11 protein-coding genes are annotated in these 14,219 nt (G+C 58.1%); 4 read left to right on the plus strand and 7 right to left on the minus strand.

The features are described from left to right. Nucleotides 1-51: 51 nt before the first annotated feature. Complete coding sequence (locus SB753_RS33585) at nt 52-615, plus strand: TetR/AcrR family transcriptional regulator (RefSeq protein WP_410804266.1); 564 nt, start codon at nt 52-54, stop codon at nt 613-615. A gap of 320 nt (nt 616-935) precedes the next feature. Here the strand turns inward: SB753_RS33585 and SB753_RS33590 are convergent, their stop codons facing one another. The 4 genes from SB753_RS33590 to SB753_RS33605 all read right to left on the minus strand — a co-directional run bounded on the left by SB753_RS33590 (nt 936) and on the right by SB753_RS33605 (nt 6,195). Continuing rightward, complete coding sequence (locus SB753_RS33590; RefSeq protein ID WP_410804268.1) at nt 936-2,516, minus strand: hypothetical protein; 1,581 nt, start codon at nt 2,514-2,516, stop codon at nt 936-938. A 55-nt stretch (nt 2,517-2,571) separates the two neighbouring features. Beyond that, nucleotides 2,572-3,567, minus strand: coding sequence for an AAA family ATPase (locus SB753_RS33595; RefSeq protein WP_410804269.1), 996 nt, complete (start codon nt 3,565-3,567; stop codon nt 2,572-2,574). 4 nt (nt 3,568-3,571) lie between these two features. Next, nucleotides 3,572-5,281 carry a hypothetical protein gene (locus SB753_RS33600; protein WP_410804271.1) on the minus strand — a complete coding sequence of 570 codons (1,710 nt, stop codon included), beginning with the start codon at nt 5,279-5,281 and terminating at the stop codon, nt 3,572-3,574. 269 nt (nt 5,282-5,550) lie between these two features. Further along, nucleotides 5,551-6,195, minus strand: coding sequence for a hypothetical protein (locus tag SB753_RS33605; protein WP_410804273.1), 645 nt, complete (start codon nt 6,193-6,195; stop codon nt 5,551-5,553). Nucleotides 6,196-6,631: 436 nt separating this feature from the next. Between SB753_RS33605 and SB753_RS33610 the strand changes: the two genes are divergently transcribed. After that, complete coding sequence (locus SB753_RS33610) at nt 6,632-8,179, plus strand: phage integrase family protein (protein ID WP_410804275.1); 1,548 nt, start codon at nt 6,632-6,634, stop codon at nt 8,177-8,179. Nucleotides 8,180-8,261: 82 nt separating this feature from the next. Then, nucleotides 8,262-8,516 carry a tyrosine-type recombinase/integrase gene (locus SB753_RS33615; protein WP_410804277.1) on the plus strand — a complete coding sequence of 85 codons (255 nt, stop codon included), beginning with the start codon at nt 8,262-8,264 and terminating at the stop codon, nt 8,514-8,516. Between the two features lie 602 nt (nt 8,517-9,118). Here SB753_RS33615 and SB753_RS33620 read toward each other — a convergent pair. Both SB753_RS33620 and SB753_RS33625 read right to left on the minus strand, forming a co-directional pair. After that, nucleotides 9,119-10,108 (minus strand): ParB/RepB/Spo0J family partition protein, encoded by a 990-nt coding sequence (locus tag SB753_RS33620; protein ID WP_410804279.1) that lies wholly within the window; start codon nt 10,106-10,108, stop codon nt 9,119-9,121. Then, nucleotides 10,105-11,334 carry a ParA family protein gene (locus SB753_RS33625; RefSeq protein WP_410804280.1) on the minus strand — a complete coding sequence of 410 codons (1,230 nt, stop codon included), beginning with the start codon at nt 11,332-11,334 and terminating at the stop codon, nt 10,105-10,107. The genes SB753_RS33620 and SB753_RS33625 overlap by 4 nt, the downstream gene beginning before the upstream one ends. 1,060 nt (nt 11,335-12,394) lie before the next feature. Here SB753_RS33625 and SB753_RS33630 point away from each other — a divergent pair. Next, nucleotides 12,395-13,588, plus strand: coding sequence for a replication initiation protein (locus SB753_RS33630; protein WP_410804282.1), 1,194 nt, complete (start codon nt 12,395-12,397; stop codon nt 13,586-13,588). Between the two features lie 33 nt (nt 13,589-13,621). Here SB753_RS33630 and SB753_RS33635 read toward each other — a convergent pair whose 3' ends face one another. After that, a complete protein-coding gene (locus SB753_RS33635; protein WP_410804283.1) occupies nt 13,622-14,179 on the minus strand; it encodes a hypothetical protein in 558 nt (185 codons plus the stop codon). Nucleotides 14,180-14,219 lie beyond the last annotated feature (40 nt).

Below are 14,219 nucleotides of genomic sequence, written 5' to 3' on the forward strand. Positions count from 1 at the left end.
ATGGCGGTGTCAACACTTACGTATCGATAGGTAGCGTGTTATAGTTTTCAAATGACAACGGACACCAAACAGCGCATCCTTGCCGCCGCTCGACGCATGGTTCAGGCGCGTGGATACAACGCACTGAGTTTCCGGGATATCGCCAAAGAGGTGGGAATAAAGAGCGCAGGCGTCCATCACCACTATCCTACAAAGGGTGATCTAGGCGCGGCTTTAGCGCGCCAGTACACCGAGGCAGCGGTCACATTGCTGCATGACCTACTGGAAAGCTTTGAAAACGAGCAGCAAACGCTGAAGCGCTATGCGAGCGTCTTCCGTTCAGCACTCGTGGAAGACAATCGAATGTGTCTTTGCGGCATCATGGCGGCAGAGCACCATGACCTTCCCGCCGAAGTTCGGGTAGAAGTCGATCGCTTCACCGAGGTAAACGTCGACTGGCTTTGTAAGGTTTTGTCTTTCAGGGAAGACGGAAGGGATCCCGAGTCTATTAAGCGCCACGCACTTGCAATTTTCGCAGCTATTGAAGGCGCTCAACTGGTCGCTCGCGGACGCGGCGACGTATCGGTCTTCGACGCTACGGTCCAGGCATATCGAAGTACCGGCCTTTTTGCGTGAACAGCGCAGGCGGTCCGACTTCATGAGGGCGTATCTGGGTTCATCTTGACATTGCCGGATCGATGGGCGTTAAAAAGCCCCGAGTAGCGACTTGCACGCACGTCGGAAACTATTCGATGGACTCAGCTAAGTCGATGACGACTTCTTCCACGCGTCGCCCTAAAAAGCTGGTCAGCGTTTCCCTGCAGTCTCACCCATCAGACCTAATCGCCCTCCTCGCCTGATGCCGGAGCTGTTGCGCCGCACTTCGCGTGGCATCCATAGTCCGCTATGTGCGCCGTGGCGATGGTGTCGCAATCAGCCTTGCATGACAAGGATCACTATTCCTCATCCGATGCTGCGAAGACCGCAAGGGCCATCGCCGTCGCACCGATGCTCCCTTTGCGATCCACGGACAACGGGTCAGTCGATTTACGGGCGCTGTTGAAATTCGCTGCGCGCATGCGCCCCCCTGGCACGGCCGGCCATTCGCTCGGAGCTGAATCCTGGTTCAGAATAGTCGAATGTTGCTGGTAATGTCTCTCACCGACCTGCAGTTCTCCTGTTTTTGTAGTCAGACTGACGGGAGCCGGGGCAATCACAAGCCGGAGCCGGTTCCCTTCGGGATCTCCGCCTAGCACCACCCATTCACGCTCCGGGAAGTCCAACACGGGAAACGGCATCCATACTGGTCCCGACATGGATACCGCGTCTGCGGCCTCGTTCAGATAGCAGGCAAAGCTGTCAAGACACGCCTGAGCCAAAGTGTGCAGAATCACCCAGCGGTCGGTCGCCCTGCTCCACTCGGCCAAGCCAACCGGCGCGAATAGCGAGAGCCAGACAAGGACGCCGAGGAATCCATGTTCGCCTTTGACCTGCAGATGAGAAGGTACAGTTACGCCCTCCCATTTGGACCGCCACCGGAGCACTGCCTGTGCTACCGGACAGAAAGGTGTCGTTGTGCGTGCATCGAGCTGCCACACTAGATGACGGGCCGCTGTGACGAGGCAGGCGCGATGTCTGTTTCCGATGCGATGCATGACATATCGTTTGATCGCCTTGTAACACGCGACGGCATCCGTCAATATTTCGTCGCCGGTTTTTACCTGGGACGCCAGCAGCTCCGGCGCATTTTCGGTTGGCAATGCGTCCCGCGGCCCCCGGACTGCGCCGCTGCGGTCGCGGTGGCAAATCGACGCATAGTGACTGGCGTCAGCACTTCCCCGCAAGATACGGTGACAGAACGCGTCCGTCGCGTCGGCGTGGCTCCCCCGGCGCGGTGCAGAACCCAGCCAGGCCACGCGGTAGCCCGCCCGGTCGGACGGATGCAGAATCCGTGCGACGTTGTAATCTCTGCGCCCGAACCACCCATGGGCAAGAGACTGCGCAACGCCGTATCGGTAGCCGGAGGACAGCCGCAATGCGCGATCGTCAGTAACGCGAAGCGCAGGCGCCCAGTCATATCCGCATGCCGGACAACTGAACGGCGACCGGAAAATACTCGCCCGCAGACGATAGGCCACCATCGTCCGGTTGCATTGCACACAGCGGTCGCGAAGTTTGCAACCGTGAACCGGACACGCGTCGCAGCCGGCAAACTGGAATGCTGTGAGATGAACGCCCCGCGCCGCACACTGCGAACACCAGCGTAGCGTCGGATCGCTTTCTACCTGGGAGAGATCCCACGGTGGCAGAAAGGCAGCGGCGACATCGGGCAGCGACATTCGCAGCAGGAATGCCATTTGGAGCAGGTCGAACTGCCGCGCATCGCGCAAATCGATATCCCGCTGTAACGCGCGCCGACCTGGTTTGCGCAGGAACGTCTTCGCTAGCGCGGTAACGATAGGGCATTGAGCTGCTGGAATTTTGCAAGCAGCATGAACGCTGACTGGCCGGGTATATTCCAGTCGTCGCGCCAGCACGATTCACCCTGCGATGCGTCGCCGGCAAGTGGAAGCAGGATGCCGAAGCGTCGCTTCATGGTCCTAGAGGCATATCGTCAACAAAGACGATGCGCAGATCTTCGAGCGCCGTGATGTAATCCGATTCCTCCACCGCCAGTGCCCACAATGCCGGGCTAACCACGAATCCCGATGCATCATCCTTCATGTTCTCGCCGAGGGCGATTTCCACCGCACGCGCCACGAACTCCATCGGAATCTCCATGGTGAAGTCAAAGCGCGCCTGTCGATGAACCTGGCTGAATGCGTCCCACAGCAGCTCGTTCTGCCGGCCGAGCCGGAATCCTGCGTCGTATGCCCGCTGTAGAAAGAAGCGCGTAAAGGTCCAGTCGCTTCCGTCCGGAAATACTGATTCGTCGTACGCGCTGAGCGACACTTCCAGATCTGCGGCAGACCGGAAGCCCTCGAAGCGCATTTCCTCAATCATGAATCGCGACACGATCTGCGAGGTGTCGATGCTTTGTCTGAACGACGTCTTGCGGTTCAGGATGCCCGGTTGACCGACCAGAAACGTGTACATCCGGACGCCGCGACGTTCCATCTCGTCCTGGACATCGCGCAGCCATTCATAGTGTTCGAGCTCGAGACGCTGTGCTTCATCGACAAACACGATCAGCGATTTTCCAGACGCGCGCTCCACCATCTCTGCCAGCCTGTTATACAGACGGAAGCGCCGCTGCAAGGCCGAGCCGCTGTCGGGTCGATCATGCCTCGCAGCTGCCAGCAGCATGCCGAAGAAGAGGCTTTCCGAGCGGGACGGATTTTGCGGCATGCCAAGGTGAAGGATGGCCGTACGGGGCAGTTCTTCCCGGAGCAGACGAACGCAATAGCGGATCGCGTACGTCTTCCCCCAGCGCGTATGCCCATAGATGATCGCCCCTGGTACGCCGCGCCGGACGCACCGGAGAATGCGCATGTACATCGCGCCTATAGAAGGTGTGGGCACCATGTAACCCTTGTTCAGCAGGGGATGGGTATCAGGCGCCAGCGGACGCGTCGTCGAGCGGAGCATCGCGTCAGGAAAACGTGAAGATCCGCGTCAGCCGGATAGACGGTCGCGGATTACGTGGTTGCGCTCCGGTCTCAGCCGCGGGTTGTGATCGCGCTTGCTGTGACATCCGTCCGGGTACCGGGGACGGGCTCTCGTGGGACTTCGCCCGATCCCTCAGCATGCGGGCGAGATCGTTCGCACTGCGCTGGTGTCTCGCGGCTTCAGTCTTCTTGTACGCAAACCATGCCTCGACCGGATCTTCGCCGTCCCGATACGTAATCTTGCGCTGGTGGATGAGTCTGAAGATCTCCTGCCGCACCCGCAATGAGTGCTGGGAAAAACACCACGGCCGTACGGCGGTCAGCACGCCGAGTTCAGAGCCATCCGTGAAAAAGGCATGCACGTGCCGGATGTCCCTGACATTAAAGTAGACGCGCAGTTGCTGGCCAATCAGCGACGCGTTGCTTGACAGGATGCTGCTGGCGTACCGCACATATTCGAAGTTGATGTGGGGCCGCACGCCGCGTTTTACGCTGCCGCGTATCGTCACCACCCGCGCCTCCTGCAGCAGACACAGTGTGCCGCGTCGCGCGGCAGGCAGTGTCCGGATGAGACTCGACTCGCGCGCAAGGAGAAAATGCATCGCTTCGAGTGGGGTGCGGCCGCCCAGCCCAGTATGCGGTTCACCGTTGTAATCGGCGAGCACCACGTCAATCACGTCCTCAAGCTCATCGAGGCTCATCAGCAGCGACAGATTTCCACCGACGTCGTTGAGTGCGCGTTCGACTGCCTGCGGCGCACGACCTGTCGTCCCGGGCAGGCGATGGGCAAAGTGCGAGGCGATCTGGTCAAAGAACCTTTCGATGAATGCGCGCTCATTTTTTTCACATAACGGTCCGTTATCGGCCCAGCAGCCGACGATGCCGGTCAGGCGCTCGAGCGTTGCCTGCGCGAAGTGCGCCTTTGCGGCGTCGAAGCGCAGCGTATTCCAGCAGGCCCACGCGGTCTCCGGTATGACCTCCGACGGAAACCCACCGCCCGAACGCACGCGCAGTCCGGGAATCCGGAAAGCGCGAGTCGCGTGCGGCGTCAGTGTTGCCTGCAATGCTTCGGCGATATCGTCCTTGTTGTATTCCGGGCCCAATGCCAGGCTGTAGCCGATCACTGCGCGCGTCGCAACATCCAGCAGCACCAATATCCAGATCCGGTGCAGCGCGAGCAGGGTTTCGAAGCCAAGCGGATCGTCGACCCTGAGCGTGACGCGCAGGTCGATCTTGTGACCGTCGAATTCGATGACGTCAAACGGACCGATGACAGGCTTGCGCACATGTTCGCCGGCGTCTTCCCACGCATGCGCGACCTGAGTGGCGCCGGCTGACTGCGCCGCCGCATCAAAGTGTCGGTTTGCAAGATGCCGCACATGCGTCGCCAGCGATCGCTCACCCAGATGCGCCTGATTGAACGGATAGTCGTTCGCCTCGACGCCAGCCCGCCGGCATTGATCGAGGAAGCCACGATGCAGGCGTCGCAGCCCGCGCACTACCTCGCGTTGTCCACCATTTGTTCGCCGCCGCTCGTCGACCTTTCGTTCAATCCAGCACGCGATCTCCGGGTAGCGGAGCAGAAGCTGGGTGAAAGCACCGCTTTGCCCGCCTTTGACGCCGCTATGGGAAAGCGTGACGGGAGCGCTGCGCCTATACGCGCGCGTATGCTTGTACGGCATCAGCGCACGCACGCCGAAGATCCGACCGTCCTCGTGCATCGTGACGCAGCGATCGAACAGCCTGTACAGATCGTTGAACCGCAGTCCTGTCACGCGACCGATTTCGCGCAAGGACGTGTGTCCGTCGACAAACAGCTCCATGGCCTGAATGCGTCGCAGCAAGACGTTGCGCGCGTCACTCGACAACGCGCCACCATCGGCGCCGGGCCAGTTCGCGACATCGCGCAGTTCGGACGGGATCGATGCCCGGTCGAACCGGAGTTCGCCGTAGGCCATCGTCTTCATGAGAGCACCAACTGGGTCTGTCGGCTGAGTGGCTCGCGGGCAAGTGTCGGACATCGTAATCTGCCATCCAGCATCAGCATGAAGGCGGCAGACCGTATCAGCGTACCGTCCATGGGCGATATGCGGCTTTCAAGTTCGCCCACCATTGCGCCCTCCCCGCATGCGGCCAATACGCGCTGCTTCATTTCCTCGGTTACGAAAGCGTGATCGGCTGCAACGTGGTGAAGTATGGTGGCCTGGTTCCGCTGCAGCACACCCGCTGGCGTACCTTCTTCCGCACCGATTAAGCAAACCTGTATCCCGGTTTTCCGTGCCCACGCCTCGAATGCCACGAATTGCGGGCGTTGAGTCGCGGACGACTGCAGCTCTGAACCGCGCAGTACGATCAGGAAGCGTTCGCCGTCATCACGCCCATGCACCCAGAAATCGATCATCCGTGCGGGCCGGATATCGGGAACGCGAAGCGGCCGTTCGCAGTAAGCGACGACATCGGGATTGAACTCAAGCTGCAGCCAGGCATTCAGAGTCCGATGACCGAACAAGGTGAGTCGCCGGTCGACTTTGGGTCCATAGACATCGTAGCGATGCGTCCCATAGGGGCGCACATCGTCAATCGCACGAAAAAACCGCAGGTTGGCCATCGCCGCCCTCAGTCTTCCAACACAATTACCCAGTTGTAGTACAAAAACGGAGGACACGACGCGGGCAGCCTCGGGCGCTGGTTCAGTGCCGGAAGAACATGACCGGCGGAGCCCCCAGCGGACCTCCGCTTGATGCCATAGCCAGTAACGCGTCCCATCGGCGACGTATCGATTGATACGTTTTACGTTCCAATCACTACAAACTACGTGGCGAGTTCCCCGAGTAGCCTGCTGCAAACGAAAAATGTGCTCACGAAACGCGTGTCACCGGAGGGACCCGCGCATTTTCGTGAAACATTCCCTTTTAAATTGCCGGAAGTCCATACCACACATGGACTTTCGGGCGAGGCCAGTTCAATGCCGGATGTTTCACGGTCGTCTTGCCTCTTTGCGCCAATAACAGACTCTCGCAAAGCTCGAATGCAGGACTCGCAGCATGGCCATCACCGAAGTTTCCAACATTCAGTTCAGTAGTCCGAAGATTCCAACTTTCACTTCTCCGAGGTCGGAAGTGAATCTGAAAGCGGTCAGGCGGCGGAGGCCGAGAATTCATGGATTTGCGCTTCCGGCGGTGCTATCACTTTTGCTTCGCTCGACGACCATCGCGCGCCTGTATTTCAGCGAGGACAGCGATGGCAATGCTCCCACCGCCGGGTGGGTCAGCACGTATCTGCGAGAGATGCAGGCCGTTCTGGTGGACCTCGCGATCGAGCATGGATCACCCGTGCTCGCCGATCACCTCAAAGCGTCGGCGCGTGCGCACGGCAGCGCGCGGCTCACCTCGGTTACGCTGAAAATGGTTGAGCAAGCGGCAGCGCTTGCAGTAGCGCGACCTGATGCCCGGCATCCGGTCGGCATGTGGTTCCGTCCGCTCGTGTCACTCCGGCTGAAGGGCGAAGGGATCAAGACGCTGGGCGATCTGGTGGCGTTGTGTAATCGGCGCGGCGGCAGCTGGTGGCGGCCGGTGCCACGCATCGGTGCGAGCCGGGCCCGGCACATCGTCGCGTGGCTACGGCAGCATGAGGCGTCGATTGGTGAGCGGGTGGTCGATGACGTGGAACTGGAGGACCCCCTCGTCGCGGCCGACTTGGTGGTCGTTGATGGGCCGCGCGGCGCCCTAGTGCCGCTCGAACGGATGGCCGTCGGTGCCGCTCTTTCCGGCACAATCGGCGCTAACCGGTCTAACGCTTTCCCGTTCATCCAAGCGCGCAACGATCTGGACGCGGTGCGCGCCTACCTCAACCGCTATCGGGATCAGCCAAAAACTCTGCGGGCTTACACGAAGGAGCTGGAACGCTTTCTCTTGTGGGCAGTCGCCGTAAGGGGCAAGCCAATGAGCGCGCTGATGGTCGAAGATTGCGAAGCCTACAAGGACTTCCTCGCTCTCCCCTCCCCTTCCTTTGTCGGGCCCAAGGCGCCGCGCAGCTCGGCGCGCTGGCGACCTTTCGCGACCGACGCACTGACACCGGCATCGCAGCGCTATGCGACCCGGGCGCTACGTGCGGCGTTCGGGTGGCTGGTCGATGTCCGGTATCTGGCCGGCAACCCCTGGAAGGCCGTGAACGATCCGCGGGTGGTCAAACGGGAGGCCAGCATCCGCATCGATCGGGCACTTCCTCGAGATCTATGGGAGCGCGCCCGGGCGTTCATGGACGAGGCATGCAAACCCGTCGGCGCGAAGCGGTGGCGCATCGCTCGCGCCCTGCTCCTGCTCATGGGGGACTCGGGGCTAAGGCGGGAAGAGGCGGCCGGCGCGGTGCGTGCCCGGCTGACGGTTTCACCGCACAGCACACGTGTGCATCCGGTATGGCAACTAACAGTGATCGGCAAGCGACACCGGGAGCGTACGGTCCCAGTCAGTCCTGCAACGGTGTCCGCACTGCGCGCCCACTGGCGCGACAGAGGGGAACCTTTTGACGGCCCGCACTCCCCCGCCTTCACTGTCCCTTCCCCTGCTCTCGCCACTCGTGGTGCCAAGTTTTAGGGTTGCCGAGGCCAAACATGCTAATACTGATGTCCCCCAAGGTTACTCCACACAGGGTGTCTGGAAACTTGTCCGGTGGGCGATGACAGGTTTGCTGGAAGGTATGCACGGACTGTCGGAAGCAGACCGGATGGTGCTTCATGAGGCCTCGCCGCACGCGTTTCGCCACACGTTCGGGACACATGCTGCGGCCGAGGACGTGCCGATCGACGTAATCCAGCCGGCGCTGGGACACGCCAGCATGCAGACGACTTCGATTTACGTTCAAGCGGAGCAACGTCGAATGGCGCACGAATTCGAGCGCTTCTACGCCAGCGAGCCGGATGTGAATGAATGACAAACGGCGGGCGGCGATCTTCGGGGATTCACCTGTCGCTCCACGGCCGCCGCCCCGACCGCTCGATCGAGAGCGGGCATCGTGACTGCGCTCGCGCTTAGCCCGAAGGCGTCATCAAGTGACAGTTTTCTGATATTTCTGCTTTGGCGTCACACAGCCCTTACCACTCGTCTGACATTTTTCTATCAGATTGGGAGCCCACCTGAGCGCGCAGTTTGGCGCGAAGCGCCACCGTGCCGATCGGCAGCGCAAATTCAGTATATAAGGCAGCCGCACCGGTCGCGATCGCAACGCTACGGCGGCTAGGGACATAAAAAGCAGGAATGCGGTGCCCGCTCTGTTATTGGCGGCTTAACCCAGACGAAGTTTCAGGGACAGCGTCCCGGCCGCTTTGCGATTTAACGGGGGAAACTGGTGCACCGTCGTCGCTCAAAACCGGAGTTCCCACGCCCGGAGCGGAACCCCGCGTCAGCGCTGAAAAACTCCAACCGCCCAAGTGCTTGATTTTATTTAACATCCAAATTGGATTGACCGCCGGAGAGCAGCGCATGGCAGGTAAGTTTTTGATTTTATTGAGTTTCCAATTTGGATGTCCAGCGCCATTACTTGTTGTCGATCTCAGACTGGATGAAGTTGGCGATTCGTCGGGCCCATTCTTCCGCCATTGCCTCTCCGTCTTTTCCCGGAAAACGCAGACCGACCACCCCGCTCCTGACTGACACGTCACAGAACTTCCGCTTGCCAGCGTTAATCGTCATCACGGACGGTCGTGCCGCTTTTGGCCGAGTTGGGGAAGCCAATGCCAGAGCCCTCTCCTGCGTCATGTCGACCGAATTAACTAAAGCATCGATTGCCTTCGTCACCTCTTCCACTCGCCCTTGCTGTGCCAACGAGGCGAACTTCGCGGCAGCGGTGCCGCCCAGCTTGTGAGGTCTCGTCGCGACAACTTGTTTCGCAGCGTCCGGTAAGTTCTCAAACGACAGAATTCGAGCCACGTGGCTCTGCGCCAGCCCTGACATACGGGTGATATCTGCCTGAGACAGACCAAGGTTCTGCTGAATTCTTTTGAATTGCCGGTATTTTTCAAAGTCTGGAAGTGAGGGCGCGAGCAAATTGGAGAACGCTGCGCCTAACTCCACTTCGGCATCCGTTCCGTTGAACGGTACACCACGAATGGTCGCGCGATTTAACTCATCGCGGTAAATCGCTACTCGGTTATTTCCAGAAATGATCTCGTTCCGACCATCGCCCAGCGGTCGATAAACAATAGGGTGCACAAGCGGATTGCTTTCGAGGTTTGTTCGAAGCTCCTGGTACTCTTCCTCTGAGAGAACTCGACGCCGGCCAGGCACTTCGACGAGAGTCTCGATCGCGACTTCTTGAGACGACCCGACTCCGGCGGTCTCAAGCTCCTCAATCCGCTTCATTGCTGACTGGAGTTCTCGCTCCTTCTCGGCAAGTAGCGGAAAGGAAGCCATCAATTGCCCAGGCGCCGTTTTCGGACGTCCGGACGGATCGTCACCGGCCTTTTGAATGCGTGGAGACGTTCCTATGGAAGCGGCTTTTGCCGCTAGTCGGTCTTTAATGCTCATTTGGCCTCCTGACCCGCGTGCCACAAGGCAACAAGTTGCTGATCGATAATCTCGGCAAACCGATCGTAGGCCTCGCGTGCCCGCTGATAGGTTTTCAGACTTCCTTGGTACCTCGAAATGTCGTAAACCGTCCCGAATTCCGCCGCGGCGGTTTGCGTCACCGCAGTCGTCGGAATCTCGATCGGAAGCACCAAGCCTTCATATGTCTTGTTAATCCAATCTCGTACGATAGGCGTTGCTGCTTGACTCTGATCGACCTTCGCAAGAAGAACATGAATAAAATCGAAGCTTTTGACGAGCTCAGGCGCCACCTGTGTCATGCTTTCTGAAAGATCCGAAAAGAGGCTCCAGAACTGAGTGGACGATGCATAGTCGAGTGCGCTTGGCGGCGTCGGTACGATGAGCCCGTCCGCAGCCATGAAGGCGTTGATTGTCAGATAGGAGAGTGCAGGGGGGGTGTCAATAATTACGACGTCATACTCGTCCAAGAGCGGTTCAAGCCCCCGATTCAAAACGTTCCAAAACTGGAATGATTGGTCCTTCGATTGCTTGAACGGAAGAAAAAATTCAGCACCAAACAATGCGGCGCTTGCGGGAATGAGGTCGACGCCGTCCCAGTACGTCGACTGTACGGCGTATTGCAGGTCGTCCACATCTCCATAAATCAACGGAAGAACTGTCTGCTCGTCAGAAACTTCACTGTCTGCCAGTATTCCGTTGAGCGCGGACAAGGACGCTTGCGGATCAAGGTCAACCAGTAACACCCGACGGCCGAACAGCGACAAGCCCTGCGCAAGCGTCATGGCTGTAGTCGTTTTACTAACGCCACCCTTGAAGTTTCCAATGGCGATTTTCTTTCCCTTCACCCCTGCAGGACGCTTCGCGAACGGCGCGATCTGGTCGATCCATACCCGTGCCTCCTCGAGAGTGAACTCCCGGCTGCGGCTGTGCCGCAATGTCCCTTGCGGCAATTCGGAATCCGACCGCGTTAGATAATTCATTCGCTGCCTATCGATTCGACAAAGGTCCCCGACTTGTGCAGTTGTAAAAACGGGAGGATTTTTACGCGGGTGAGGAGCAAGCATGCTTTCGCGAACATCCACGAGCATGCCGCTTGCGTTGTCTGCGATAGCTTTTATCGCCGACAGTGGCATCGGCTTCGGAGCATGCTTCAGCTGGATTGACATCTTTGGTTTTTCAGAGCGCGCACGCACTGCTGTGTTCATCAAGGGCTCCCGGTTTTAGTAACGCCCAGCGCTGTAAGCGCCGTCTGGTGGTTTCAACACGTAAAGCGGAAATGAGCAAGTCGTGTTGAATTCTGCCGGAGCTTAGTGAGGAAAACTAGGGCTTGCAAGAAGTTTCTGCGAAGATTCCGGCGCACGATAAGCGTTCGACGCTGATTGACACACAACGCCGGTGTGTCGGCCAACAAAAACACCCCGACAGCGGTGCGACTCCCTCTAGTCAGGGCAACCGCGGCAGCCTGAGCCGCGCAAAGGTCATGGTCTGTGGGGAGCTTTTGAAATTGACGGCGACCAAAAGGTCATGCTTTGTGGGGAGCTTTTAAAGACTGGCTTCGCCTAGAAGTCATCTTTTATGGGAAAGCCGGACGGTTCCATAGCGTTGACCGACGCCTTTTCTGCGACTCCGAAGCCAAGGTCGGCCCATAATCGGCCCGTGCCGACCTGCGGACTTCAACATCCAGCCGCCGCGGTCAACGAGGCTCGGCTGACTCTGCCACGCCAAAACCGCGGCGCAAGTCAGGGTCTATGGGGAATCTGCCGCGCTACTGTGCATCCCAGAACTCCGCCCCATAAAGCCTGACCCTTCGAATCAAAACTTCCGCAGAACTATCTTATAAATCAGTCACTTGCAGTAGGTTTCGCGGGGTGCCCCACGGAACCTGACTTTTCCTACAAACCCTGACCGAACGACCCATAAACCATGACCGCAAGCACCTCCTGGTACCCTCAAACCATGACCTTTCGCCCCATAGAACCTGACCGAACCGGGCCGAAAGCCCCAGCCACTAAGGCTTCGTCGGCTGTAAACGTTGTTAAAGGTGTTTGTTTTTTAAAGAAACCAACAAACAGGCGTTGTTCCTCGACATATTTCTTTTCGAAACCGCCCCTTCGCACGCATCGCGATCGGACTGGCACACAAGAAAAGTCATGGTTTATGGGGCGGAGGGGTAGCCCGTCATTTGGTGACGTTTCAAAAGTCAGAGCCAAATGAGTTGCTGACATGACCTTCTCCACATAAAATCGCCGCAGCAATGGAGAACACATGGCAAACCTGAAGCCGCTTAACCTTCCACCCAGCGAACTGAAGAAGCATGTCGCTACGGTTCACGTTAGCGGTGAACTCTCTTTGCTTGAGCGCAAGATTGTGAATGTGCTCCTGCTGAACGCATACGACGAGCTTCTGACAAAAAAACGTCACACCTTGCCGGTCGGAATTCTATGTACGATGCTGGGCTTCGATAGCAAAAATCACGACGCATTGAAGCGTGCCTTGCTAAAAGTCATGTCGACGCCAATCTCGTTCGACCTCCTTCACGATGGCGGTAAAACAGACTGGGAGGCTTCCCCGCTTATTGCCTACGCAAGCATCAAGAGCGGCACTTGTGCTTACGAATACAGCGACTGGCTCGCCGAGAAGCTTGCAAATCCTGACATCTATACGCTGATAAACATCAACGTTCAGCGACAGTTCAGCGGCGGTTACGCGCTCGCGTTGTATGAAAATTGCCTTCGCTTCAAACGAACGGGATCAACCGGCTGGATCTCAGTAGAAACCTGGCGACGACTTCTTGGTGCGGACGCGAGCATGTACGACGAGTTCAAGCATTTTTCAAGTGAGGTCATCAAGAAGGCGGTGAAAGAGATAAACCACGTCTCCAATATCATCGTCACGCCCGAATACAAGAGAGAGGCGAGGAGAGTGGTTCAAATCCGGTTTCTTGTTGAAGATAATCCGCAACGCTCGATGCTAGAAAATGACGAAGATGAAGACCAGAAGGCGGTCCGAGGCTCTGAGGCGTTCAAACGCCTCACCAGGCTGGGCGTTGGCGATCGACTTGCAATAAGTTGGATTCAACAGGAGCCCGAAAGGGCGCTTCAGACGGCGCTCTACGTCGAGGAGCGTGCCAAGCGAAAACAGATTCGAGGTAACGCCGGCGGCTACGCAAGGACAGTCTTCGAAAAGGGCTCGAATATTGAACCGCCGCGAAACCATCTGAAAGAGGTTCCCGCACCGGCACCTGGCACTGGCGACCAGACATCGGCAGACGAAAGAGCACGACGCACGTCGGAGAAGATCAAAGCTCTGTCTTTGGCTGAAAAGCAGCAGTTCGCTGCCGAATACATGGCCCAAGGAGGAAAGGGCAATACGTATCAGCACGACATCGGGACGTTCAAAAATGCATTGGAGAGAACCGCGTACACCGCTTGGCTTCGGGCCAAGATGGCGGCCGATTAGCGTCCGCGGTGCCCGCAACGATGAAGCCAATAATCAACCACGGCTTTTCCTTGTTCTTTCAAAGCCTCCGATCCAGCCCTTGCCATTACGCGTCGCGAGCAAAAGGTTGAGGATCTGCTCTAGTTGAGCTATGCGGGGCGCCACTTGCTCGAAGTCCGGCACGTCAAGACGAAGATATTTTTGTCCGTGCACGAGGCTCAACCTCACGCCCTTCCGCTCTTTTTGATGGCCCGTGGTCAGCACGCAGAAAACGTCTTCCAACGAACAGTCATTGGAGACATACCGGCTCCGACGGACCATCTCAGTCTCCCCTAGCTGTGCAGATAACCTTCGAAGGGTCTCTGCGTGCCGGAACGAGAGAGGCCGGCCAATAAAAAGACGAAGCACCGCTTCGGGCAGTCTGGTTGCAGCAACCATCCGAGACATTTGTGATAGCGAGACATCAAGATCGGCCGCTATGGCTCGTTGGCTCGGCCAGAGGCCTTGCGATAGTACCGACAAATAGAACTTACCCATTGCGAGGAGCGGCGCTCTTTGTTCGCGCAGTTCCTCATTGTTGATTTGCGCCGGAAACTGACCCACTTTTTGCATCTAGAATTGACCCACCCTTGATGCTCATAAACATCACTCT

The organism is Paraburkholderia sp. SIMBA_053, assembly GCF_046534895.1.
Lineage (GTDB): Bacteria > Pseudomonadota > Gammaproteobacteria > Burkholderiales > Burkholderiaceae > Paraburkholderia > Paraburkholderia caledonica.